The sequence below is a fragment of the Streptomyces sp. NPDC007991 genome, assembly GCF_042958445.1.
Taxonomy (GTDB): Bacteria; Actinomycetota; Actinomycetes; order Streptomycetales; family Streptomycetaceae; genus Streptomyces.
The window spans coordinates 307557-330653 of the sequence record NZ_JBIBJD010000010.1 but is presented as its reverse complement, the minus strand read 5'-3'; the positions used below and the strand labels follow the sequence as shown (position 1 = coordinate 330653).

The following is a 23097-nucleotide window of genomic DNA, read 5'->3' as shown; positions in this document are numbered from 1 at the left end:
CCGCCGTCACAGCCCCGGCAGGATCCGCTCGAAGAACTCGCGGTCGCCGTCGAAGACCGGGTCCAGGGCGAGGAACTCCTGCGGCGTGACCCAGCGGGTCTCGGCGACCTCGCCGGGGTCGGGGACGACCTGTCCCGTGTCCGCGCGGGCGGTCCACCAGTGGAGGCGGAAGAGGCGGTCGTCGGTCTCCGACTCCCACACCTTCGCCAGCGGCACGACCGTGAGGCCGACCTCCTCGCGGACCTCCCGGACGACCGCCTGCTCCTGGGTCTCGCCCGGTTCGAGCTTGCCGCTCAGCGGCTGCCAGTAGCCGGGACGGACGACCCTCGGGCCGCGCCGGATCGCGAGGACGCGGTCCCCGCGCCGCAGCACGGCGACGATCGCCTGGCGCTGTTCCATGTGCGGCTCCCAGGACCTAGACGAGTAAGTCCGAAGTGCCGGTCAGTGGTCGTAGGCGATCAAGGACCTGGTCAGTGACGTTCCGTTGGCCCGGTTGTGCCAGATGGCTGCGGTCAGGGCCAGGATGCGTTGTCCGACGCGGGCGAGGACCCCGGGTGGGGTCCTCGCTCCGTGGCGTTCGAGGTCGAGCTGGCCCTTGAGGGTGTCGTTGACCGACTCGATGAGCTGGCGGACGGGCTTGAGCAGGTGTTCGCCGGGCCGGGGGTTGAGGTTGCGGTAGCTGGGCCGCAGCAGGGTCAGGCCGTGCTTGGCCATGAAGGCGTCGAGATGTTTGGAGACGTAGCCCTTGTCGCCGACGATCGTCTGCCCGGGATGGGTGATCAGCAGGTCCGGGTCGCCGGTGAGCATGTCGGCCAGCACCTCGCGTTCGTCGGCTTTGGGGGTGGCCAGGGCCCAGGCGATCGGTAGCCCGCCGGGCGTGCACATCAGGTGCAGGCGCAGACCCCAGAAGAAGCGGGAGTGCGAGGGGCAGTAGCCGTATCCGGCCCAGCCGGCCAGGTCGGAGCGTTTGACGGTGGGCCGTGAGCGGGCGCATTCCACCGGGGTGGAGTCGACGATCCACATGTCGTCGTGCCACAGGTCGCTGTCGCGGGCGAGGGTCCGGATGAACCTGCTGATCAGGGTGTTCGCGGCCCGCAGGCGTTTGTTGTAGCCGGACTGTCCGGGCAGGTAGGGGAACTCGGCTGCCAGGTAGACGCGGGCGAACCGCAGCCAGCGGGCCTCGGAGACGAACCCGAGCAGGGCCTGCATCACCGCCAGCGTCAACAGCTCGGCATCGGTCAGACGCGGCGGGCGGCCCCATCGGCGCGATCCCGCCAGAGAGTCATCGATCTTCACGTACAGTGCAGTCGCGAGGGTTTCGAGGTCTGTCGTCACAAACGGACCAACGAGACCCTCGCTTCATGCACCCGAAGACTTCGGACTTACTCGTCTAGGACTGCGGGCGGCCGGTGGCCACGGCGTAGAAGGCGACGGCCGCCGCCGCGCCCACGTTGAGGGAGTCGACGCCGTGGGACATGGGGATGCGGACCCACTCGTCGGCGGCGACCAGGGCCTGGGTGGAGAGGCCGTCGCCCTCGGCGCCGAGCATGAGGGCGACGCGGTCCATGGTGTGCGGGGCGGCCTCGTCGAGGGGCCGGGCCTTCTCGTCGGGGGTGAGGGCGAGCAGCGTGAAGCCTGCCTCGCGGACCGACTCCAGGCCCTTGGGCCAGGTGTCCAGACGGGCGTACGGCACGGAGAAGACCGCGCCCATGGAGACCTTCACGCTGCGGCGGTAGAGGGGGTCGGCACAGTCCGGGGAGAGCAGGACCGCGTCCATGCCCAGGGCGGCTGCGGAGCGGAAGATCGCGCCGATGTTGGTGTGGTCGTTGACCGACTCCATGATCACGACGCGGCGGGCGGTCTGCAGGAGGTCGGCGGCCGTGGGCAGGGGCTTGCGCTGCATGGAGGCGAGTGCGCCGCGGTGCACGTGGTAGCCGGTGACCTGCTCGGCGAGCTCCGGGCTGACCGCGTAGACAGGGGCGGGGAGTTCGTCGATGACGTCGCGCATGACGTCGACCCACTTGGCCGAGAGCAGCATGGACCGCATCTCGTAGCCCGCTTCCTTGGCCCTTCTGATGACCTTCTCGCCCTCGGCGATGAACAGGCCCTCGGCGGGTTCGCGCTTGCGGCGCAGCTCCACGTCGGTCAGGCCGGTGTAGTCGCGCAGGCGTGGGTCGTCGGGATCCTCGACGGTGATGAGATCGGCCACAGGGTGATACTGCCTTGTCCTGGGTGCGGTGCCAACGGCTGGGGACGGTCGGGTTACCCCGGGTTACCCGCGGGGTGCGCCGGGCGTGGGGCCGACCTTCACGACCTCGCCGATGACGATGACCGCGGGCGGCTTCACGTCTTCGGTGCGGACCGCTTCCGCGACCGTCGCGAGGGTCGCGTCGACTCGGCGCTGAGCCGCTGTCGTGCCCTCCTGGACGAGGGCGACGGGGGTGTCGGCCGGCTTTCCGTGCGCGACGAGCGTCTCCGCGATCCTGCCGATCTTGTCGACGCCCATGAGGATCACCAGCGTGCCGGTCAGCCTGGCCAGGGACGGCCAGTCGACCAGGGAGCGCTCGTCGTCCGGCGCGACGTGGCCGCTGACCACGGTGAACTCATGGGCGACGCCGCGGTGGGTGACCGGGATACCGGCCGCGCTCGGGACCGAGATCGAGCTGGAGATCCCGGGGACGACCGTGCAGGGAATGCCGGCCTCGGCGAGGGCCTGGAGCTCCTCCATGCCGCGGCCGAAGACGTACGGGTCGCCACCCTTCAGGCGGACCACCGACTTGCCCTGCTTCGCGTGCTCGATCAGCGCGTTGTTGATGGCCTCCTGGGCCATGGAACGACCGTAAGGAATCTTCGCGGCGTCGATCACCTCGACGTGAGGCGGGAGTTCGGCGAGGAGGTCGCGGGGGCCGAGCCGGTCCGCGATGACGACGTCCGCCTCGGCGAGCAGGCGCCGGCCGCGCACGGTGATCAGGTCAGGGTCGCCGGGGCCGCCGCCGACCAGGGCGACTCCGGGGGTGCGGGTGCGGTGGTGCGGGGCGACGAGCGTGCCGTCGCGCAGGCCCTCGACGACGGCGTCACGGATGGCGGCGGTGTGGCGGGGATCGCGGCCGCGGGCGTCCGTGGTCAGTACGGCGACCGTGACGCCCTCGCTGTGGCCGGTGGCCGGGGTCCAGGCCGTCGCCTCGTCTGCGTCGTCGGAGCGGACGCACCAGACGCGGCGGCGTTCCGCCTCGGCGGAGGCCCTCGCGTTCGCTTCCGTGTCGCCGGTGGCGATGAGGGCGTACCAGGCGTCGGCGAGGTCGCCGTCCTGGTAAGGGCGCTGGTGCCAGGTGATCTCGCCGGCGTCCGCCATGGCTTCCACGGAGGCGGTGACCTCGGGGGACACCAGGTGGACGGCCGCGCCCGCGGCGATCAGGGCCGGGAGGCGGCGCTGGGCGACCTGGCCGCCACCGAGGACGACCACGCGACGGCCGGTGAGGCGGAGGCCTACGGGGTAGGCGGGGTGTTCGGCCATGGGGTGCGGCTCCTGTTACGGCGGGTTCGATGCCCTGACGTGCGGATTTTAAGGTGCGAGTCGTGGTGGGGGCACAGGTGTCCGGTGGCTGGGCGTCGTGGGCCGGCGCGGGCGGTGGGTGGTTGTGCCCACCCACCGCCCCAGCGGAACGACTGCCCACAACCACGCCACGTCGGAAGGGGGCCCGGGGGCGCTGCCCCGCTGCGCCCGTTCCCTACTTCTCCGTCACTCCTGCCGAATCGAACGTCGCCACCTCGTGCATCGCCCTGGCCGTGCTCTGGACCAGGGGGAGGGCCAGGAGGGCGCCCGTGCCCTCGCCGAGGCGGAGGTCGAGGTCGACCAGGGGCCGCAGGCCGAGCTTGTTCAGCGCGGCCACATGGCCGGGCTCGGCACTGCGGTGGCCGGCGATGCAGGCCGCCAGGACCTCCGGGGCGATGGCGCGGGCCACCAGAGCGGCGGCGCCGGCGCTGACGCCGTCCAGGATCACCGGCGTCCGCAGCGACGCGCCACCGAGGAGGAGGCCGACGATGGCCGCGTGTTCGAAGCCGCCGATCGCGGCGAGCACACCGACCGGGTCGGCCGGGTCCTGCTGGTGGAGTTCGAGGGCGCGGCGGACCACCTCCGTCTTGCGGGCGAGGGTCTCGTCGTTGATGCCGGTGCCCCGGCCCGTCACCTCGGCCGGGTCCGCACCCGTGAAGACGGAGATCAGAGCGGCGGACGCGGTCGTGTTCGCGATGCCCATCTCCCCGGTGAGCAGCGCCTTGTTGCCCGCCGCGACCAGGTCCCGGGCGGTCTCGATGCCGACCTCGATGGCCTGCCTGGCCTCCTCTCGGGTCATCGCGGGACCGGTGGTCATGTCGGACGTGCCGGCCCGGACCTTGCGGGGCAGCAGGCCCGGCGTGGCCGGGAGATCGGCGGCGACGCCCACGTCGACGATGCAGACCTCGGCCCCCACCTGGGTGGCGAAGGCGTTGCAGACCGCGCCGCCGCCGAGGAAGTTGGCCACCATCTGGGCCGTGACCTCCTGCGGCCACGGGGTGACCCCCTGCGCGTGCACGCCGTGGTCGGCGGCGAAGATCGCGACGGCGGCCGGCTCCGGGATGGGCGGCGGGCACTGGCGGGACAGGCCGGACAACTGCGCGGAGATGATCTCCAGCATGCCCAGCGCACCGGCCGGCTTGGTCATACGCTTCTGGCGCTCCCACGCCTCGCCGAGCGCCTTGGCGTCGAGCGGGCGGATCTGCGCGACGGTCTCGGCGAGCAGGTCGTGCGGTTCCTCTCCGGGCAGGGCACGGCGGCCGTACGTCTCCTCGTGCACGACCCAGGACAGCGGGCGGCGCTTGGACCAGCCCGCCTGCAACAGCTCGGGCTCGTCCGGGAACTCGTCGACGTAACCGACGCACAGGTAGGCGATGATCTCGAGGTGCTCGGGCAGGCCGAGGGCGCGGACCATCTCGCGCTCGTCGAAGAAGCTGACCCAGCCGACGCCGAGGCCTTCGGCGCGGGCGGCGAGCCAGAGGTTCTCCACGGCCAGGGCGGCCGAGTACGGGGCCATCTGGGGCTGGGTGTGACGGCCGAGGGTGTGACGGCCGCCGCGGGTCGGATCGGCGGTGACCACGATGTTCACCGGGGTGTCGAGGATGGCCTCGATCTTCAGTTCCTTGAACTGCTTCGCCCGGCCCTTGGGGAGGGACTTCGCGTAGGCGTCGCGCTGGCGCATGGCCAGTTCGTGCATCGCGCGCCGGGTGTCGGCGGAGCGGATGACGACGAAGTCCCAGGGCTGCGAGTGGCCGACGGAGGGCGCGTGGTGTGCGGCCTCCAGGACGCGGAGCAGCACCTCGTGCGGGATCGGGTCGCTGCGGAAGCCGTTGCGGATGTCACGGCGTTCCCGCATGACCTTCAGCACGGCCTCGCGCTCGGCGGGGTCGTAGCCGGGGGCGGCGGGACCGGTGGACTGTCGTGCTTGTGCCACCGCACCCGCGCTCTCTGCTTCGTGGCGTTCCTGATCCGCCAGGTCTTCCTGTTCGGCGCCCCGGGTGTCCAGGTCGTCGGCGTTCTGTGCGAGTTCGGCGTCGCCTTCGCGGGGTGCGGGGACGATGACCACGGATTCCGCCTCGGGCTGGGCCGGCTGAGGGACGGCGGCCTGGGACTGCTGCGGGCCCTGGACATGCTGCCCGGCCTGCTCGTCCGGGGCCGGGCCGGGGAGTACGACGGTGACGTCCTCGGCGGATGCCGGGGGGGTCTCCTGGGGCTGGGGGGTTCGGGGGGCCTCCGGTGCCGCGGGGGTGGGGGCGGCTTCGGCGGGCTCGGGTGCGGTCGCTGCCGCGTCGGGGGCGGCGGCCATCGGCTCGGGTGTGGTGGCTACCGGCTCGGGTGCCGTCGCCGGTGCTTCGGCCGTAGGGTCGGGCGCGGCCGTTTCGGGGGCCTGAGCGGGTGCCTCTGCCTCTGCCTCTGCCTCGACGGTCGCCTCGGGGGCCGCCTGGACAGGTGCGGAGGGCTCGGCTCCGGAGTCCGGGGTGGCCGTCCCGGCGGGCTGGGAAGGCGCCGCTGCGGCAGGGGGCTGGGGCGGTTCGGTGGTCTCCGGTGCGGGGGCGGGGGCGTCCGGGGCGGGCGCGGGAGCCTCGGCAGCGGGAGCGCCGGCCTCCGGGGCGACCGCCTCGGGGGCCGGGGCGGGTGCGTCGGCGGGCGCTTCGGGGGCGGCAGCGGCGGTCTGCGGCGCCGTCATGTCAGGTTCCTGCGCGGCTGCCTCGGCCTCAGTCGCCTCGGGGGCCTGAGGGGCCTCGGGGGCCTGAGGGGCAGCTTGCGGTGCGATCGGCTCAGCAGCTTGCGCGGCGGCCTCGGTCACGGGCACACCTGCTACCGCGGCCGCGGGGGCCACGCCCGGTGCCGGTGCTTGCGCCTCCGCATGTGCGGCATCGGACCCCACCGCGGCCGGCGCCTGGGCGGCGACGGCCTCCACCGCGTCCGCCTCGGGCGCAGTCACGACGGCCTGCTCGGGCGTGGCGGCGGCCTCCGGGGCCGGGACCGTCTCGGGCACCGGTGCGGCCTCCGGGACGGGAGCGGATGCCGCGTCCTGCTCCGCGGCGGCCCCCGGGGCCTGCTCACCACCTGCGGCGGCGACCGGCCCGGGTACGTCGGGAGCACCCTCGGCGAGCGCCGGTTCACCCTCCTGACCAGAACTGTCCATGACCGGCCCCGGCGCCTCCCCCGGAACAGGCTCCGAAGCGCCCACGGCGCCGGTGCCGGCCTCGGAGGCAGCCACCTGGCCGGCGTCCGGTGCGACGCCCGCGCCTGCGGGCCCACTCGCACTGTCCGCGCCCTGCTCGGAGTCACCCTGCTCCGCCTCGGCGGCGACCGCCGGCTCACCCACCGGACCGGCGCCCGCACCAGCCGGCCCGGCCGCAACCGCCGCGCCCTGTACGGACTCGGCCGCGGCCACCGGCCCAGCCTCCGGGCCGGCGCCCGCACCAGCCGGCTCACCAGCAACCCCGGGCTCGGCCGCGGCCACCGGGGGAACGGCCTGCTCCGGCTCGCCGGCAGCCACCGGGGCACCGGCGGCTTCGCCCGGCGCCGTCGCCTCCTGCGCGGGCTGCCCGGCGTGGGCACCCTGCGCCGCCCTGGCCGGGGCCGACTGTGCCGCGGCGGCCGGCTCCGGGGCGACGCGGGTGGCGACGGCCTGGGCCGTGCCCGTCTGTTCCGCTGCCGGAACAACCGTTTCCGCAGGCGCCGCCCCGGCGCCCACCGGGGCCTGGGGCGGAACCTGCGCGCCCCAGGGCGCGGCGGCCGAGGCGGGCGCCTCCGGGGCGCGCGGGACGTCGAGGTACTCCGGGCCGGGCGCCGCGCCCGCGGGCTGTCGTACCGGCGCTTCCGCGGGGCCGCGGTCGGCCAGCGAGCGGACCGGGCTGGCGGAGCTGTCGGGGAGGGGCGGGCCGAGGTGCAGTGGCCGGCGCGGGGTGATGGGCGGGATCGGCGGCGGGTCGGGCAGGCGGACGCCGCCGAGGTCGACCGAGCCGCTGTCGCGGCCGGAGATCTCGTGCGGGCCCGGCTGGTGCACGGCCTCGACGACCGGCTCCGGCGCGGGCGGGGCGACCTCGTTGCCCCAGGCGCCGTGGGAGCCCGGCAGCAACAGGTCTTCGTCCTCGGCGGGGTTCTCGGAGAGGTAGGCGTACGCACCGTGCGCGGAGGCGCCCGGCTGTTCCACCATGCCTGCGTTCTCCGGCAGTCCCTCGCCCGGGACCTGGCCGGTGTCGGTCATGCGTACCCCTCGCCCATCGGTTAGTGCTCCTACGACCAGCTCACCCGGAACGGCGCACCGACCGCCCCACAGTGAAGAACGAGCGTGCGTCCCCAGCGGCACGAACGGCCCGCCCGTAAAAGGCGACAAAGCCACTCACTGGCATTGTTGCGGCCGAAGCACCGTCACGGCACCTTGATCCGCGACGGTTCCACTGTGGACTGCGCCACGTTGCGCGTCCTCCGGTTCTGCCGTACCACACTCCCCCCAAAACGGGCGGGTTTTCCGGACATTGACCGACGAACTGCCGGACGTCCGCGTGCGGTGCAGCGATCGGCCAGCCTACCGCGCGCGGTACGACAACCCGATCACGGGGACGGCGGCGGGGTCAGCCGCTGCGGCGGGGCAGCACCCCGCTGAGCAGGAACGCGACGCTCCGTTCTTTCTCCGTCCAGGCCCGGGTGTCGAGTTCGACGGACTGGAGCAGGGCGCACTCGACGCCGTAGCCGTGCTCCGTCAGGTCCCGGCCGATGAGTTCGGCGGCGTCCCGGGTGGCGGCGTGCGTGACGATGCGCTGCGGGCGGCGGTCGGCGACGGCCGAGACGACGGCCGCTCCCCCGCCGCCGACGCGGACGACGTCGGGCTCGGGCAGGTTCTCCAGGACGTGCGGGGCGGTGCCGTGCACGATCTGGAGCTGGACGCCGAGGCGGCGGGCGGCCCCGTCGGTGCGGGCGCAGGCCGCCCGGTCGCTGTCGACGGCGAGGACGGCGGCGCCGGCGCGCGCGGCCTCGACGGCGAAGGCGCCGCTGCCGCAGCCGATGTCCCACACCAGGTCGCCGACGCGCGGTCCGAGACGGGCGAGTTGGGAGGCGCGCAGCAGCGGGGTCTCGCCCTCGCCGAGGTCGCCGCCGTACGCCTCGGCGGGCAGGGACCAGCCGCGTGGTCCGGCGGACGGGTCGCGGCCGGCGATCCAGCCGCCGGCCTCCCCGGTGGTGCCGGGTCCGGCCGGGCCGCCGAGGACGATGACGACGTTGGGGTCGCGCCAGGTGAAGTCGGCGGCCTTGTCGGAGGTGACGACGCTGACCCGCTCGTGCGCGGTGCCGAGTTCCTCGCAGATGACGAAGGAGCGGTGGACTCCTTCGAGGAGGAGTCCGAGTTCGGCGGGACCGGCGCCGGGTGAGGTGAGAACCGCCACCTTGGTATGGGCCCGGCACACGTTCACCGCGCGGCGCAGGGTACGGCGGTGTGCGACGACCACCTGTGCGTCGTCCCAGGGCATGCCGGCGCGGGCGAAGGCGGCGGCGACCGAGGAGACGGCGGGGACGACCTCCACTTCGAGGCCGAACTCGGGGGCGCGCAGGGTGCGTACGACGCCGAAGAAGCCGGGGTCGCCGTCGGCGAGCACGACGGCCGTGCCGCGGTGTGCGGCGATGCGGCGGGCGGCGAGTGCGACGCTGCCGAGGCGGATGCGCTCGGCGCCGGCGGGTACCTCGGGGAGCGCCAGGTGGTGGGCGGCACCCGCCACGAGCGTGGCGGCACCGAGGGCGGCGCGTGCCGCGGCGGTCAGCGGCGAACCGTCCCAGCCGATCACCGTGACCCGGTCGGCCATCGTCGTCAGTCTCCAGGGGTTTTCGCAGGTCGTCTGTGTCAGGTCGCGTGTGTCGTGTGATGAGCTGCCCGCGGGTGGGCTCCGTGAGAGTACCCGGTGGAGCCGGTGAAGGGGGCTGCGGTGCCGTCGCGCACCGTGTCCGTTCCGGTCGCCTGCGTCAGTTCCAGTCGCCGAACGACGTGAAGCCGCCGGGCAGCTGGTCGCCCACGCCTTCGAGGTCCTCGGGGAGCAGGCTCCAGACGATCAGGTCGGTGCGTACCTCGGTCCACTCGCCGTCGTCCCTGCGTGCCCGGGCTATCCAGGCGCCGCGCAGGACTCCCTCGCTGATGCAGCCGATCTTCTGGGCGACCTGCTGGGAGGCGGTGTTGTCGGCCGGGGTGCGCAGTTCGAGGCGTTCGAACTTCTGGTCGTTGAAGAGCCACTGCGCGGTGATGAGCGCCGCCTCACAGGCGTAGCCCTCGCCGCGGGCCCAGGGGGCGATGACGTAGGAGATCTCGCTGGAGCGGATCCGCCAGTCGGTGTTCCGCAGGTGGACGACGCCGACCAGGCGCTGGGTGAGGAACTCGGTGACGGCGAAGACGATGCCGCGGCCCTCGGCCCGTTCGGCGGGGGCCTGTTCGGTGATCCAGGAGCGCGCGTCGGCCTCGGTGTAAGGGTGCGGGACGGTGGTCCAGGCGGTGACGAACTCGTCGTTCATCATGTCGGCGAACGACTGGATGTCCGGCTCCTCCAGGGGGCGCAGGACCAACCGCTCCGTGCTGATGGAGACGTTGGGAAAGGTGCTCGTCATGCGCCGCTCCGTAACCTTCGGTGAACCTTCAGGGCCTGCTGAACTGCCCAGCATGCAGCATGAAAGCACTGATCCGCACCACGGGGCCCTCCCCCACCCGGTGAGGGAGGAGCCCGTGCGGGGCGGGTGCCGTGCGGGTGCTCAGAAGGAGGCGAGCACGGAGCCGGCGTACTTGTCCTGAATGAACTTCTTCACCTCGGGCGAGGTGAGCAGCTTCGCGAGCTTCTTCACGCGCGGGTCGTTCTCCTGGCCCTTCTTCACGGCGAGGAAGTTGCCGTACGGGTTGTTCTTCGGGGACTCCAGGACGAGGGCGTCCTTCGAGGGCTTGAGGTCGGACTCGATGGCGTAGTTGCCGTTGACGACGGCGGCGTCCACGTCGTCGAGGGAGCGCGGCGTCTGGGCCGCCTCCAGCTCCTTGAACTTGAGGTTCCTGGGGTTCTTGGAGATGTCGGAGGGGGTCGCCTCGTTGCCGACGCCCGCCTTGAGGGTGATGAGCCCGTTGGCGGCGAGGAGCTTGAGGGCGCGGGCCTCGTTGACCGTGTCGTTGGGAATGGCGACGGTCGCACCGCTCTTCAGGTCGTCGGCCTTCTTGACCTTGTGGGAGTAGAGGCCGAGCGGCTCCAGGTGGACCGTGACGACGGGCACGATGTCGGTGCCGTTCTTCTTGTTGAAGTCGTCGAGGTACGGCTTGTTCTGGAAGTAGTTGGCGCCCACGGAGCCGTCCTGCGTCGCCGTGTTCGGCGTGACGTAGTCGGTGAACTCCTTGACCTGGAGGTCCAGGCCCTCCTTCTTCGCCAGGTGGTCCTTGACGTAGGTGAGGATCTCGGCGTGCGGGACGGGGCTGGCGGCGACGACCAGGGGTCCGTCGGAGCCGGAGTCGCCCGCGCCGCAGGCGCTGAGCCCGAGGGTGAGGGCTCCGGCGGCGAGGACGGCGGTGGTGATCTTGGCGGTGTTACGCACGAAAAGTGCCTTTCCTTATGACCTTGCGGGTGATGCGGCCCCGTTGTGGGTGTACGGGGGTTCAGGAGGCGGCTTTGAGCAGCCGCAGTCTCGGGGCGGGGCCCGAGTGGGCGCCGCGGCGGTGCAGGGAGCGGGCCGCGTAGTCGCCGGCGAACTGGATGACCGAGATGACGACGGCGAGGATCGCGACGGTGATCCACATCAGCTGGGTCTCGAAGCGCTGGTAGCCGTAGCGGATGGCGATGTCGCCGAGGCCGCCGGCGCCGACGGTGCCCGCCATCGCCGAGTAGCCGATGAGGGCGACGATCGTGGTGGTGGTGCTGGAGATCAGCGACGGCAGGGACTCGGGTACGAGGACCTTGCGGACGACGGTCCAGGTGTTGCCGCCCATGGCCTGCACGGCCTCGACGAGTCCGTCGTCCACCTCGCGGACGGCCGTCTCGACCAGGCGCGCGAAGAAGGGGATGGCACCGATGGCCAGCGGCACGATGGCGGCCTCGCGGCCGATGGTGGTGCCGGTGATCCAGCGGGTGAAGGTCATCAGCGCGACCATCAGGATGATGAACGGCAGCGAGCGGGCGATGTTCACGATCTGCCCGATGACCTTGTTGGCGACGAGGTTCTGGAGCAGGCCGCCGCGGTCGGTCAGGACCAGCAGGATGCCGAGCGGCAGTCCGCCGACGACGGCGATGAGCGTGGACCAGCCGACCATGTAGAGCGTGTCCCAACACGCCTGTTCCAGCAGGGGCCGCATCTCGGACCAGGTCACTTGACGCCCTCCTTCACCAGCGCGGACTCGCGTCCCGGGACCTCGACCTGGAGGCCCTTCTCCCGCAGGAAGCCGATCGGCACCACGTTGTCCTCGTAGCGGCCGGGCAGTTCGATGCGCATCCGGCCGACCTGGAGGCCGCCGACGGTGTCGATGGCGGCGCCGAGGATCGATATGTCGATGTTGTAGGTGCGGGCGAGCTGCGAGATGACGGGCTGGGTCGCGCTCTCGCCCTGGAAGGTGACGTCGACGACGGTGCGGTCCTCGCCGGAGGCCTCGCCGTCGAGCGGGAACAGTGCGGCGGCCAGTTCGGAGCCGGGAGTGGCCAGCAGCTCGCTGACCGTGCCGGACTCGACGATGCGGCCGTTCTCCATGAGCGCGGCGGAGTCGCAGACCGACTTCACGACGTCCATCTCGTGCGTGATGAGCAGCACGGTCAGACCGAGCTGCCGGTTGAGGTCGCGCAGCAGCGCCAGGATCGAGCGGGTGGTCTCCGGGTCGAGGGCGCTGGTGGCCTCGTCGGACAGCAGCACCTTCGGGTCGCCGGCCAGGGCGCGGGCGATGCCGACGCGCTGCTTCTGGCCGCCGGAGAGCTGGGCGGGGTAGGCCCCCGCCTTGTCGGCGAGGCCGACCAGGTCGAGCAGCTCCCGTGCCTTGCGGGAGCGTTCCGCGCCGGACGTGCCGAGGATCTCCAGCGGCAGTTCGACGTTGTCCTGGACGGTCCGGGAGGACAGCAGGTTGAAGTGCTGGAAGACCATGCCGATCCGGCTGCGCGCCTGCCGCAGTTCCCTTCCGGCGCGCGGGCCCCGGCCGGCCAGCGCGGTGAGGTCCTGTCCGGCGACCGTCACGGTGCCGGAGGTGGGGCGCTCCAGGAGGTTGACGCAGCGGATGAGCGAGGACTTGCCGGCGCCGGACTGGCCGATGACGCCGTACACCTCGCCTTCGCGGACGTGCAGGTCGACGCCGTCCAGGGCGGTGACCTCGCGGCCGCGCGAACGGTAGACCTTGGTCAGGTCCGTTGTGGTGATCACGTGGGTTTCCGTCACTGTCGAGTGCGCGGGCGTGGGTGTGCCCGGGCACAGAGGCATTCGTTCAGGGACGCGACACGGTTCTCGCTGGGGCGTGGAACCGGGGAGAACATGTGCGCGGGCGGCTTGCTGTCACGCACGGCTCAGGGCGTGCGGACATGCCGCTGTCTCGCTTCGGGGCGCGAGCTCAGGGGGTGGTGCGGGGGCCCTCTAGAAGGCGCACATTCGACACATACAACGAGCACCGGGCGTCATGGTCGCCTCGGTCGCGGGGATGCGGTCGCTCGTCGTGGTCATGTCGTCAGTAAAACATGCGTACGGTCCTGTCCGGCCGCCGCTGTCCGGATGCTGGACAGCGGTGGACAAGGGCCGGGATCCGCCGGCTTCCGTCAGCCGCGCGGGGAGATCTCCACGCCCTGCTCGGTGACCAGTGCGGACAGGGCCGACAGGTTCTCGACCACCAGGTCGGCCCGGAGCTCGTGGGCCTGGTGGGTTGTGGTCAACGCCACGGTGGTCATGCCGGCGGCGCGACCGGCCGCGAGCCCCGCGGGGGCGTCCTCGAAGACGACGCACCGGGCGGGGTCGACGCCGAGGGTGCGGGCGGCGAGCAGATAGGGCTCGGGGTCGGGCTTGCCGTGGGTGACGTCGTCGGCGGCGACGAGGGTCTTGGGCAGGATGCCGACGGCGTCGAGCCGGGCCTCGGCCAGCCGCCGGGTGGCGGAGGTGACGACGGCCCAGCGTTCGGCGGGCAGGGCGTCGAGGAAGGCGCGGGTCCCCGGGAGCAGGTGCACCCCGCCGCCTGGGACGTCCTCCACTTCCAGGTCCTCGATCCGCGCGACGGCCTGCGGCACCACGTCGGCGGGCAGCAGGTCGGCGGCTATCTCGGCGGCCGGCCGGCCGTGCAGCTCGACCCGGGCGAACTCCTCGGCCGTGATCCCGTACTCCGTGGCCCACCGCGCCCAGCAGCGGTCCACCGAGGCGAGGGAGGAGACCAGGGTTCCGTCGTTGTCGAACAGCAGGGCGTGCGCGTGGATCTTCATGCCCACGACCCTACGGTGCAGGCCAGGGCCGGAAGCACCGGGCCTTTTCAGCCGTAATAAGGTCGCAGCATGGTTGATGCCCTGACGCTGGTGACCGGTGTCGCCGCGCTGCTGCTCGCCGCCTGGTGCGGCTGGGCCGCCTACCGTGACCAGCCGACGAAGGACTGGCACTTCATAGGGATGGCCGTGGTCACGCTGCTGACGCTGGTCCAGCTGGCGGTCGGGATCGTGCTGCTGGCGCAGGGCGAGAAGCCGGAGCAGGGCACGACGATCTTCGTGGCGTATCTGATCGGCGCGTTCGCGTGTGTCCCGGCGGCGGGGTTCATGTCGCTGGCGGAGCGCACCCGGTGGGGTTCGGTGACGGTCGCCGCCGGCGGTGTGGTGCTGGCTGTGCTGGAGGTGCGGCTCTATGACATCTGGGGAAGCTGAGGTGAGCCGGCGGCGGCTGACCAGCGGGCCGGGCACGCTGCTGGTGTGGCTGTACGGCGTGATGGTCGTGGGCGCGGTGTCGCGGTCGGCCTACCAGATCGCGACCGAGTTCGACCGGGCGCCACTGGCGTACTCGCTGTCGGCGGTGGCCGGTGTGGTGTACGGGTTCATCACGTACTCGTTGGTGCGGGGCGGGGAGACGGCTCGGCGGGCGGCGCTCGTGTGCTGTGTCGCGGAGTTGGTGGGCGTGCTGACGGTGGGAACGTGGACGCTGGTCGAGCCGTCGGCATTTCCCGACGCCACCGTGTGGTCGGACTTCGGGATGGGCTACGTCTTCATTCCCGTGCTCCTTCCGCTGACCGCCATCTACTGGCTGCGGAAGGGTGCGCCTCGGGCGGGTGCCGCCTGAGGTTCGTCAGGCGGCCGCCGGCCGTGTGTGGTTGCTCGCGCGGTTCCCCGCGCCCCTGGGGTGCGAGCTTCAAGCCGTCGCCGCGTACGTACTGGCCGGCTTCTCCAGGACGATCATCGGTACGCCGTCCGCGCCCTGGGACGTGCCCACCGTTTCGTAGCCCACCTTGCGGTAGAGGCGGAGGTTGCCCTCGCTGCGGTGGCCGGTGTGGAGGCGGAAGCGGGTGGCGCCGTGCTGGTCGGCGAGGGCCGATTCGGCGGCGCGGAGGAGACGGGCGCCGATGCCGTGCCCCTGGAGGCGGGGGTGGACGCAGAGCTTGCCGATCGCGGCGGCGCCGTCCTCGGTGACCGAGCCGCGGACCGAGCCGACGACCTCGTCGCCGAGCCGGGCCACGAAGACGCAGTCCCGGGCGACCTCCTCGCGGACCGAGTCGAGGGTTTGGACGAGCGGGTCGATGCGGTAGTTCCCGTACAGCGCCGCCTCCGACTGGAAGCACAGGTACTGCAGCCTGAAGATCTGCTCCGCGTCCTGCTCGGTCGCCGCAGAGATGGTCACGCTCATGCCCATGTGCGCACGCCTCCCGCTCATCTGATCACCTGTCGTTCCTCACTCCTATCCCCGTCCTCAGTGGGCCGCAACCTCCGGTGTGAGCAATCTCCGCAGACATCCCAGGCATCTGGAACGTTCCGGGCCAAGACTGCCCTGTGAGATACCCAACTCCCCCGCGATTTCCCGGTATGTCAGGTCCTCGGGAGAGAGCAGGGCCTCCATCAGGCGGGGGCACCGGCCCGGGAGCCGGCGTACGGCCGCGCGCAGGGCACGGCCGCGGGCCGCGGCGAGGGCGAGCTGTTCGGGCCCGGCGTCCGCGTCGTCGGCCGGTTCGACGGCGTACGGCCGTTCGCTGCGGCCCGTAAGGCGAGTGCGGCGCGCTTCGGCGCGGACGGCCCGGCGGAGCCATTCCTGCGGGTCGAGTGGCGGACCCTCGGAATCGAGGCGCTCCAGCAGGCGGAGCCAGACCGCCTGCTCCAGGTCACCCGCGTCGGCTCCGGCGGCATGTGCTTCCGCGGAGGCCTCGGCGGTGAGCAGCGGGCGCAGGGCGGTGACCAGGTCGGGCGTCATATGCGGAGCGACGCGGCCGCCCGGGCCGCGGGTTGCCCGGGCGGCCGAAGCTCACTCGACCGGGCGGTGTGAGCTCATGTATTGACGCTCAGCCGCCGACGCGTCGATTCCTCAGTCGCCGAGGAAGTCCTCGCGGGCCAGCACGCCCGTGTCGGGCTGGTCGGTGAAGACGCCGTCGATGCCGGTCGCGAAATACGCCTGGTACGCGCCGAAGACGTCACCGTAGGCGTCCGCGTCCGTGCCCTTGCGGAAGTCCGCGGGCAGGAAGGGGTTCTCGTTGCGCATCGTCCAGGGGTGCAGGATCAGGCCCACCCTGTGCGCGTCCCGGACGAGTGTCGTGGGCTGCGTGAGATTGCCCTTGGCGTCGCGCGGGACGACCAGGTCGAGGGTCGGGCCGATGCCCTGCGCGTAGGAGGCGATCTCCCGCAGGCCGGCCGGCTTGACCAGGTCGGCGACGGTGCGCGGGTCGCCCGTCTCGACGAAGTCCCAGGGGCGGCTGTCCGCCGAGGACAGCAGGACGACCAGGGGGTTGTCGACGAGCTTGTTGAGGCGCTCGATGCTTGTCGGCTCGAAGGACTGGAGGATGACCGGGGAGGTGCGCCGGTCCTTGCGGTGCTTGCGCAGCAGCTTGGCGACCCGCTCCTCCAGGGGGAGGCCCTGCTTGCGGAAGTAGGTGGGGTGCTTGAGCTCGGGGTAGATCCACACCTGCTTGCCGCGCTCGCGGGTCTGCGCCTCCTGCCAGATCAGGACCTCCTCGAAGGTGGGGATCTGCCAGCGGCCGTTGTAGAGGGTGTTGTGCGGGCGGTTGGCCGGGATGCGCTCGATCGCCCGCAGGGTCTTCAGCTCGGCGAGCGTGAAATCCTCGGTGAACCAGCCGGTGGTGGAGACGCCGTCGAGGAGCTTGGTCTTCTTGCGGTCGGCGAACTCCGGGTGGTCGGCGACGTCCGTGGTGCCGCCGATCTCCGGCTCGTGACGGCAGACGAGGTGACCGTCCTTCGTCGGCACCAGGTCGCCCGCCTCGACGATGTCGGCGCCCAGGTCGAGGGCCAGCTGGTACGAGCCGAAGGTGTGCTCCGGGCGGTAGCCGCTGGCGCCGCGGTGGCCGACGATCGTCGGCTTGGGCAGGCCCTTCAGCCCGCCGTGCCCACCCTGCCCGTCTCGGGCACCGTCGGCTCTCGCCGTGCCGGTCATGCCGAGGACCGCTCCCCCGGCGCCGAGGACCGCCGCGCCGAGCAGGGCCCGCCGTCCGGTTCCGCTCGCTTCCTCGTTCGGCCTCTGCGTTCCCATGAGCGCCCTCCCTGCCGTGAGCTCGTCCGTGCGGGCCGATCGTACGGGCGCGTACATGACCATTGGGAGACGCCGGGCGGAACACGCGGGTGACGACCGATGTCGTAGTGGCCGGTGAGGGCAGACAACTGACGGCACGTCGGGTTCACCGCGTCCCGGCGATTCGGTGCGGCGGTTCTGGGAACGCGTCCGATGCGCCCGGGGAGCGACGTCCGTCACACGGGACGGCCGGGGCACGCACCGCCGACGGCGCGTCACCGCAGGTAAACACACGTCAACAGTACGTAAGACCTCGGTTAAGTCGCCGTGCCCGATGTGCGCGATCGCCCGGGCCGCGAGTATCGTCCTCACCTGCACAGACTCATACAGAATCCTTGACACCGGAGGGTCCGTTGTCCCGCTTCGCGCTCATCAAGGCAGTGCTCGGTCCGATCATGCGCCTGATGTTCCGCCCTCAGGTGGAAGGTGCGGAGCGCATTCCCGGCGACGGTCCGGTCATCCTGGCCGGCAACCACCTGACGTTCATCGACTCGATGATCCTGCCGCTGGTCTGCGACCGTCAGGTCTTCTTCATCGGCAAGGACGAGTACGTGACCGGGAAGGGCTTCAAGGGCCGGCTGATGGCCTGGTTCTTCACCGGCGTCGGCATGATCCCCGTGGACCGTGACGGTGGCCGGGGCGGCGTCGCCGCGCTGATGACCGGGCGCCGGGTACTGGAGGAGGGCAAGGTCTTCGGCATCTACCCGGAGGGCACGCGCTCGCCCGACGGCCGGCTGTACCGGGGGCGTACCGGGATCGCCCGGCTCACGCTGATGACGGGTGCGCCGGTGGTGCCGTTCGCGATGATCGGTACGGACCGGCTGCAGCCGGGCGGGGCGGGGCTGCCGCGCCCGGGGAAGGTCGCGGTCCGGTTCGGTGAGGCGATGGAGTTCTCCCGCTACGAGGGGATGGACCGGGACCGGTACGTGCTGCGGGCCGTGACCGACTCGGTGATGAGCGAGGTCATGCGGCTGTCCGGGCAGGAGTACGTGGACATGTACGCGAGCAAGGCCAAAGAGGCCGCGTAGCGCTGTTCGGCTTCCCGGGTACGGGGGCAGCGGGGTCGTACGCGGCGTGTCACGACCACGCGCCGGAGCCGCGTGTCGATACAGCCCCGCGCCCCTCACGGCCGGCTGTCGAGCCGCCCGCCTCGCAGCATGAACCATGCCGCCACGGCGGTGGCGAGCAGCACCGCAGCGCCCGCCCCCGCCGCCAGCGCCAAGCCGTCCGCGAAGGCCGTGCGGGCCGCGTCCAGCATCACGGCGGAGTCGTGGGCGGGCATGCTCCCGGCCGCCTCGACGGCGCCCCCCAGTGACTCATGGGCCGCAGCCGGTGTACCCCCCGGTCCCCTGAAGTCCCGGTAGACACCCGTCACGATGGAGCCGAGCACGGCGATGCCGAGTGCCGCGCCGAGTTCGTACGCCGTCTCGGACACGGCGGACGCGGAACCCGCCTGCTCCTTGGGCACGCTGGAGAGGATCACGTCGGCGGTCACGGTGAACGAGAGACCGGCTCCGGCACCGACCACCAGCAGCGCGGCCCCGAGCAGCGGGTAGCCGGTGGACTGGTCGATCACCGTGAGGGCGGCCAGCGCGAGGCCGATCGCCGCGAGTCCCGCGCAGACGACGGCCCGCACCGAGAAGCGCCGGGCCGCACGCCCCGCCAGCAGACCGGCCACCACCGCGCCGATCGCGGCGGGCAGTTCCGCCAGGCCCGCCTCGAACGGGCGCCGGCCCTGGACGAGTTGCAGGTACTGGGAGAGGAAGAACACCAGCCCGGACAGGCCGAGGATGGTCAGCAGATCGGCCAGCACGGCTCCACTGAAGCCTCGGTTGCCGAACAGCCGCATGTCCAGCAGCGGGGCGGGAAGCGTGAGCTGGCGGCGTACGAACCCGTACAGGGCGGCCACGCCCAGAAGGCCGGCGGCCAGGGTGCCCGCTGCGAAGCCGTGCGCGGCGGCCTCCTTGACCGCGTACACGACACCGACCATGCCGACCAGTGACAGCAGGACGCTGACCAGGTCCCAGGGACCGGGGTTCGTGGAGCGCGACTCGGGCAGCAGCCTGATGCCGACGAGGACGAGGACGGCCATCACGGGCAGGTTGATCAGGAAGACCGAGCCCCACCAGAAGTGCTCCAGCAGGAACCCGCCGACGATCGGGCCGACTGCTGTACCGGCGGAGGCGGTGGCGCCCCAGATACCGACGGCGAGACTGCGTTCGCGCGGGTCGTGGAAGAGGTTGCGGATCAGGGCGAGCGTGGCCGGCATCAGGGTCGCGCCGGCGACGCCGAGCAGCGCACGCGCCACGATCAGCATGCCGGGTGTCGTGGCGTAGGCGTTGAGCACGGATATCGCACCGAACGCCGTGGCCCCGACCAGCAGGATCCGCTTGCGGCCGACACGGTCGCCGAGGCTGCCCATGGAGACGAGCAGACCGGCGATGACGAACGAGTACACGTCGCCGATCCACAGCAACTGCGTGCCGGAGGGCTTCAGGTCCTCGCTGATGTAGGGCGTCGCGAGACCGAGGACGGTCGCGTCGACGGCCACCAGCAGCACGGCGAGCACGAGAACGCCGAGCGCGAGCCAGCGGCCCGGACGCCGCGCCGCCTCGGTCGTCTCGGCCGGCTGCAGGGTGCTGGTCATGATTCCTCTCTCCGTAGTGCGCCGCCGAGCAGCAGCTCGACGATCATGTACTGGAAGTCCTTGGGGGCGCCCTTGCCGCTCTGCACCATCCAGGCGCCGGAGGCCAGCAGGCCGTAGAGCGCCTCGGTGAGCCAGGCCGGGGTGAGGTCGATGCGGAACTCGCCGCCGAGCTGGCCCCGCCGGAACAGGGCGGAGATCCGGTCGTCGATCAGGGTCCAGCCCGCGTTCTGCTCCTCGCCTTCGAACAGCTGGTTCTCCGTGTAGAGGAACCCGAGGAGTCCGGCGGCCGGCTCGATGGCCCTGACCAGTCGGCGGACGGCCTCGCTCGCCGTGCCCTCGTCGAGCCGGGCGGCGTCCAGCGCGGCCTCGCATTCGGCGATGCCCAGCGACTCCAGCGCACGGACGAGGGCGTCCCGCCCGGCGAAGTGACGATGCAGCGTGGCGCGGCTGATCCCGGCTGCCTTGGCGACCTCGTCCATGGTCGCGGTGGATTTGCGGGTCAGCAGGGCCGCGGCGGTGCGCAGCACATGGTCAGGATCGACAGCCATGAGACAACCATAACCCATTATGAGACATAGATGTCTCACACTGGGCATGCGTGACTCACGGCTGCCGGTCCAGGCAGGAGAGGAACGGGTGATCAGTGCCAGGGCAGCTGCCCGCGCCGCTCCCAGTACGCCTGCGGCTCCTCGGCCAGTGCGTCCAGGCGGGTCAGCTGGTCGTCGTCGAGATCGACGACCGCCGCGTGCAGGTTGGAGGCGAGCTGGTTGGTGGTGGCCGCGCCGGAGAGGACGACGCCGGCCCAGGGCTGCCGCAGGACCACCGCCAGGGCGACGGCGTCGCAGCCCAGCCCGGTCTCCTCGGCGACCTCCTTGAGGACGTCCGGCGCGTACGGCCCGGCGAGCCTGCCGTTGGCCATGGCCTCCTTGACGATCACGGTGAGCCCGGCGTCGTGGGCCTCGGCGAGGGCGGGCGCGGCGGAGGTCTCCAGCGCGTTGTACGTCGACTGGGCGGTACGGAAGAGGGGTTCGCCGTCGACCGTCACGGCGAGGGCGGCGCGGATGGCATCCCCCTGGGCGGGACCGCTGGTGGAGAAGCCGATGGTGAGCCCATGGGCGGCGGCTTCCGCGAGCTTGGCGTGCAGTTCCTTGTCGGTGAGGGCCGGGCTGTCGGGGGTCACCGAGTGGATCTGGTAGAGGTCGAGCCGGTCGCCGAGCAGGGCGTCGCTCTCGGCGCGCTGCCGTTCGTAGGTGGCCAGGGTGTGGTCCTTGACCTCGTGCGTCTCGGCGTCGGTGGACCAGTCGGCGGTGTAGGTGTAGCCCCACTTGCTGCCTACGACGATGTCGTCGAGACCGGGCCTTGTGTTCAGCCAGTCGGCGAGGAACTCTTCCGAGCGGCCGTAGGAGCGGGCGGCGTCGAAGTAGCGGACGCCTTGGGCGTAGGCCGCGTCGAGGAGTTCGTGTGTACGGGTGCGCAGCGTTTCGGCGCTGCGGTCGTCTCCGAGGTCTTCGTCTCGGCCGAGGTTGATGTAACCGGGGCGTCCGACGGCGGCGAGGCCGAGGCCGATGTGGCAGGTGGGGGTTGTCGCACTGGCCAGGCGGGCGAAGGGCATCCGGGGGCTCCGTTCGGTCGGCTGTGGCTTTCGACCAACGTAACCCCCGGGATGACCTTCGCCTCAGAGCTCGGGGCTTGTTGTGTGTTCGGCGGGTGCGGGGAGTCTGCGGCTTGTCGCGCGGTTCCCCGCGCCCCTCAGGATCCTTGCCGCGCTGTCGCCCAGGAGTGCTGGGCCGCCACATCGGCCTTCAGCTCCGCCAGCTGTACCGCCACCGCGCTCGGAGCCGTGCCGCCCCTGCCGTTGCGGGAAGCCAGGGCTCCGGGGACGTTCAGGACCGAGCGAACCTCGGGAGTCAGGTGGGACGAGATCTTCGCGAACTGTTCGTCCGTCAGGTCGTCCAGTTCCTTGCCCTCGCCCTCGGCGACCTTCACGCACTCGCCCGCCACCTCGTGGGCGACGCGGAACGGGACGCCCTGCTTGACCAGCCATTCGGCGATGTCCGTGGCGAGGGAGAAGCCGGCGGGGGCCAGTTCCTCCATGCGCTCGCGGTGGACCGTGAGCGTGGCCATCATGCCGGTGAAGGCCGGCAGCAGGATCTCCAGCTGGTCGATGGAGTCGAATACCGGCTCCTTGTCCTCCTGGAGGTCGCGGTTGTAGGCGAGCGGGAGGGCCTTGAGCGTGGCCAGCAGGCCCGTCAGGTTGCCGATCAGCCGGCCGGACTTGCCGCGGGCCAGCTCGGCGATGTCCGGGTTCTTCTTCTGCGGCATGATCGACGAGCCCGTCGAGAACGCGTCGTGCAGGGTCACGAAGGAGAACTCCTTCGTGTTCCAGAGGATGACCTCCTCGGCGATCCGGGAGAGGTTGACGCCGATCATCGCCGTGATGAAGGCGAACTCGGCGACGAAGTCCCGCGACGCCGTGCCGTCGATGGAGTTGCCGGAGCTGCCGTGCTCGAAGCCGAGGTCCTTCGCGACCGCCTCCGGGTCCAGGCCCAGGGAGGAGCCCGCCAGCGCGCCCGAGCCGTAGGGCGACACCGCCGTGCGCGCGTCCCACTGGCGCAGCCGCTCCGCGTCCCGGGACAGCGACTGGACATGGGCGAGGACGTGGTGCGCGAAGAGCACCGGCTGGGCGTGCTGGAGGTGCGTGCGGCCGGGCATCGCCACGTCGGGGTGGGCCTCGGCGAGGCCGATCAGCGCGTCCTGGAGCTCGGCGATCAGGCCGCCGACGACGCGGGCGTGGTCGCGCAGGTACATGCGGAACAGGGTCGCGACCTGGTCGTTGCGGGAGCGGCCCGCGCGCAGCTTGCCGCCGAGGTCGGGGCCGAGCCGCTCCAGCAGGCCGCGCTCCAGGGCGGTGTGCACGTCCTCGTCGGCGATGGTCCCCACGAAGGAGCCGTCGGCGACGTCCGCCTCCAGCCGGTCGAGCCCGGCGATCATCCGGGTCAGCTCGTCCTCGGTGAGCAGGCCCGCCTTGTGGAGCACGCGCGCGTGCGCACGCGAACCGGCGATGTCGTACGGCGCGAGCCGCCAGTCGAAGTGGACGGACGCTGACAGCTTGGCCAGGGCCTCGGCGGGACCGTCGGCGAAACGGCCGCCCCAGAGCCGTACGTCACCGCTGTTGCTGCTCACTTGCGTTGCTCCTAGAGAGGTGTGGATGTGACGCGGACCT

Annotated in this window: 21 protein-coding genes; 3 read left to right on the top strand and 18 right to left on the bottom strand. The window is 71.9% G+C overall.

Annotated features, from left to right (window positions below):
- Positions 1 to 6: 6 nt before the first annotated feature.
- The 11 genes from ACFZDA_RS29015 to ACFZDA_RS28965 all read right to left on the bottom strand — a co-directional run bounded on the left by ACFZDA_RS29015 (position 7) and on the right by ACFZDA_RS28965 (position 13944).
- Entirely contained in the window at positions 7 to 399 is a 393-nt protein-coding gene (locus ACFZDA_RS29015) for an NUDIX domain-containing protein (protein ID WP_391087112.1), read from the bottom strand.
- A gap of 42 nt (positions 400 to 441) precedes the next feature.
- Entirely contained in the window at positions 442 to 1335 is an 894-nt protein-coding gene (locus ACFZDA_RS29010; RefSeq protein WP_391087109.1) for an IS982 family transposase, read from the bottom strand.
- 55 nt (positions 1336 to 1390) lie between these two features.
- Positions 1391 to 2209 (bottom strand): RNA methyltransferase, encoded by an 819-nt coding sequence (locus ACFZDA_RS29005; RefSeq protein WP_307174128.1) that lies wholly within the window; start codon positions 2207 to 2209, stop codon positions 1391 to 1393.
- A gap of 63 nt (positions 2210 to 2272) precedes the next feature.
- The gene (gene cobA, locus ACFZDA_RS29000; protein WP_391087105.1) at positions 2273 to 3514 is read right to left on the bottom strand and encodes a uroporphyrinogen-III C-methyltransferase; all 1242 of its coding nucleotides are present in this window, start codon (positions 3512 to 3514) and stop codon (positions 2273 to 2275) included.
- Positions 3515 to 3728: 214 nt separating this feature from the next.
- Complete coding sequence (cobT, locus tag ACFZDA_RS28995) at positions 3729 to 7769, bottom strand: nicotinate-nucleotide--dimethylbenzimidazole phosphoribosyltransferase (RefSeq protein WP_391087103.1); 4041 nt, start codon at positions 7767 to 7769, stop codon at positions 3729 to 3731.
- Between the two features lie 367 nt (positions 7770 to 8136).
- Entirely contained in the window at positions 8137 to 9357 is a 1221-nt protein-coding gene (gene cbiE, locus ACFZDA_RS28990; RefSeq protein WP_391087100.1) for a precorrin-6y C5,15-methyltransferase (decarboxylating) subunit CbiE, read from the bottom strand.
- A 157-nt stretch (positions 9358 to 9514) separates the two neighbouring features.
- Positions 9515 to 10147 carry a GNAT family N-acetyltransferase gene (locus ACFZDA_RS28985; RefSeq protein WP_391087097.1) on the bottom strand — a complete coding sequence of 211 codons (633 nt, stop codon included), beginning with the start codon at positions 10145 to 10147 and terminating at the stop codon, positions 9515 to 9517.
- 141 nt (positions 10148 to 10288) lie between these two features.
- Positions 10289 to 11107 (bottom strand): MetQ/NlpA family ABC transporter substrate-binding protein, encoded by an 819-nt coding sequence (locus ACFZDA_RS28980; RefSeq protein WP_391087094.1) that lies wholly within the window; start codon positions 11105 to 11107, stop codon positions 10289 to 10291.
- Between the two features lie 61 nt (positions 11108 to 11168).
- Positions 11169 to 11876 carry a methionine ABC transporter permease MetI gene (locus ACFZDA_RS28975; RefSeq protein WP_391087090.1) on the bottom strand — a complete coding sequence of 236 codons (708 nt, stop codon included), beginning with the start codon at positions 11874 to 11876 and terminating at the stop codon, positions 11169 to 11171.
- Positions 11873 to 12907: an ATP-binding cassette domain-containing protein gene (locus ACFZDA_RS28970; RefSeq protein WP_391087087.1), complete on the bottom strand. Its 1035-nt coding sequence runs from the start codon at positions 12905 to 12907 to the stop codon at positions 11873 to 11875. Before ACFZDA_RS28970 ends, ACFZDA_RS28975 begins: the two co-directional genes overlap by 4 nt.
- Positions 12908 to 13293: 386 nt before the next feature.
- Positions 13294 to 13944, bottom strand: a complete 651-nt coding sequence (locus ACFZDA_RS28965) for an HAD-IA family hydrolase (protein WP_391087084.1) — start codon at positions 13942 to 13944, stop codon at positions 13294 to 13296.
- Positions 13945 to 14013: 69 nt separating this feature from the next.
- Between ACFZDA_RS28965 and ACFZDA_RS28960 the strand changes: the two genes are divergently transcribed.
- Both ACFZDA_RS28960 and ACFZDA_RS28955 read left to right on the top strand, forming a co-directional pair.
- Positions 14014 to 14373 (top strand): hypothetical protein, encoded by a 360-nt coding sequence (locus ACFZDA_RS28960; RefSeq protein ID WP_391087082.1) that lies wholly within the window; start codon positions 14014 to 14016, stop codon positions 14371 to 14373.
- Positions 14354 to 14782, top strand: coding sequence for a hypothetical protein (locus ACFZDA_RS28955; RefSeq protein ID WP_391087079.1), 429 nt, complete (start codon positions 14354 to 14356; stop codon positions 14780 to 14782). The genes ACFZDA_RS28960 and ACFZDA_RS28955 overlap by 20 nt, the downstream gene beginning before the upstream one ends.
- 69 nt (positions 14783 to 14851) lie before the next feature.
- Here the strand turns inward: ACFZDA_RS28955 and ACFZDA_RS28950 are convergent, their stop codons facing one another.
- The 3 genes from ACFZDA_RS28950 to ACFZDA_RS28940 form a co-directional block, all read right to left on the bottom strand.
- Positions 14852 to 15349, bottom strand: a complete 498-nt coding sequence (locus ACFZDA_RS28950; RefSeq protein ID WP_391087258.1) for a GNAT family N-acetyltransferase — start codon at positions 15347 to 15349, stop codon at positions 14852 to 14854.
- Positions 15350 to 15406: 57 nt separating this feature from the next.
- Positions 15407 to 15901, bottom strand: a complete 495-nt coding sequence (locus ACFZDA_RS28945) for a sigma-70 family RNA polymerase sigma factor (RefSeq protein ID WP_391087076.1) — start codon at positions 15899 to 15901, stop codon at positions 15407 to 15409.
- A gap of 111 nt (positions 15902 to 16012) precedes the next feature.
- Positions 16013 to 17188, bottom strand: a complete 1176-nt coding sequence (locus ACFZDA_RS28940; protein ID WP_391087073.1) for a glycerophosphodiester phosphodiesterase family protein — start codon at positions 17186 to 17188, stop codon at positions 16013 to 16015.
- Positions 17189 to 17580: 392 nt separating this feature from the next.
- Here ACFZDA_RS28940 and ACFZDA_RS28935 point away from each other — a divergent pair, with 392 nt between their 5' ends.
- Positions 17581 to 18255: a 1-acyl-sn-glycerol-3-phosphate acyltransferase gene (locus ACFZDA_RS28935; protein ID WP_391087255.1), complete on the top strand. Its 675-nt coding sequence runs from the start codon at positions 17581 to 17583 to the stop codon at positions 18253 to 18255.
- A 95-nt stretch (positions 18256 to 18350) separates the two neighbouring features.
- Here the strand turns inward: ACFZDA_RS28935 and ACFZDA_RS28930 are convergent, their stop codons facing one another.
- The 4 genes from ACFZDA_RS28930 to argH all read right to left on the bottom strand — a co-directional run bounded on the left by ACFZDA_RS28930 (position 18351) and on the right by argH (position 23057).
- Entirely contained in the window at positions 18351 to 19874 is a 1524-nt protein-coding gene (locus tag ACFZDA_RS28930) for an MFS transporter (protein ID WP_391087070.1), read from the bottom strand.
- Positions 19871 to 20422 carry a TetR family transcriptional regulator gene (locus ACFZDA_RS28925; protein ID WP_391087067.1) on the bottom strand — a complete coding sequence of 184 codons (552 nt, stop codon included), beginning with the start codon at positions 20420 to 20422 and terminating at the stop codon, positions 19871 to 19873. Before ACFZDA_RS28925 ends, ACFZDA_RS28930 begins: the two co-directional genes overlap by 4 nt.
- A gap of 92 nt (positions 20423 to 20514) precedes the next feature.
- Positions 20515 to 21486, bottom strand: coding sequence for an aldo/keto reductase (locus ACFZDA_RS28920; RefSeq protein ID WP_391087063.1), 972 nt, complete (start codon positions 21484 to 21486; stop codon positions 20515 to 20517).
- 137 nt (positions 21487 to 21623) lie between these two features.
- On the bottom strand, positions 21624 to 23057 hold the full coding sequence (gene argH / locus ACFZDA_RS28915; RefSeq protein WP_391087060.1) for an argininosuccinate lyase: 1434 nt from the start codon (positions 23055 to 23057) through the stop codon (positions 21624 to 21626).
- Positions 23058 to 23097: the final 40 nt, after the last annotated feature.

What these genes read in the sequence shown, in the direction of transcription:
- ACFZDA_RS29015 (WP_391087112.1), bottom strand. Translation starts at nt 399, where the DNA reads ATGGAACAGCGCCAGGCGATCGTCGCCGTGCTGCGGCGCGGGGACCGC.
- cobA (WP_391087105.1), bottom strand. Translation starts at nt 3,514, where the DNA reads ATGGCCGAACACCCCGCCTACCCCGTAGGCCTCCGCCTCACCGGCCGT.
- cobT (WP_391087103.1), bottom strand. Translation starts at nt 7,769, where the DNA reads ATGACCGACACCGGCCAGGTCCCGGGCGAGGGACTGCCGGAGAACGCA.
- cbiE (WP_391087100.1), bottom strand. Translation starts at nt 9,357, where the DNA reads ATGGCCGACCGGGTCACGGTGATCGGCTGGGACGGTTCGCCGCTGACC.
- ACFZDA_RS28985 (WP_391087097.1), bottom strand. Translation starts at nt 10,147, where the DNA reads ATGACGAGCACCTTTCCCAACGTCTCCATCAGCACGGAGCGGTTGGTC.
- ACFZDA_RS28965 (WP_391087084.1), bottom strand. Translation starts at nt 13,944, where the DNA reads ATGAAGATCCACGCGCACGCCCTGCTGTTCGACAACGACGGAACCCTG.
- ACFZDA_RS28960 (WP_391087082.1), top strand. Translation starts at nt 14,014, where the DNA reads ATGGTTGATGCCCTGACGCTGGTGACCGGTGTCGCCGCGCTGCTGCTC.
- ACFZDA_RS28955 (WP_391087079.1), top strand. Translation starts at nt 14,354, where the DNA reads ATGACATCTGGGGAAGCTGAGGTGAGCCGGCGGCGGCTGACCAGCGGG.
- ACFZDA_RS28950 (WP_391087258.1), bottom strand. Translation starts at nt 15,349, where the DNA reads ATGGGCATGAGCGTGACCATCTCTGCGGCGACCGAGCAGGACGCGGAG.
- ACFZDA_RS28945 (WP_391087076.1), bottom strand. Translation starts at nt 15,901, where the DNA reads ATGACGCCCGACCTGGTCACCGCCCTGCGCCCGCTGCTCACCGCCGAG.
- ACFZDA_RS28940 (WP_391087073.1), bottom strand. Translation starts at nt 17,188, where the DNA reads ATGGGAACGCAGAGGCCGAACGAGGAAGCGAGCGGAACCGGACGGCGG.
- ACFZDA_RS28930 (WP_391087070.1), bottom strand. Translation starts at nt 19,874, where the DNA reads ATGACCAGCACCCTGCAGCCGGCCGAGACGACCGAGGCGGCGCGGCGT.
- ACFZDA_RS28925 (WP_391087067.1), bottom strand. Translation starts at nt 20,422, where the DNA reads ATGGCTGTCGATCCTGACCATGTGCTGCGCACCGCCGCGGCCCTGCTG.
- ACFZDA_RS28920 (WP_391087063.1), bottom strand. Translation starts at nt 21,486, where the DNA reads ATGCCCTTCGCCCGCCTGGCCAGTGCGACAACCCCCACCTGCCACATC.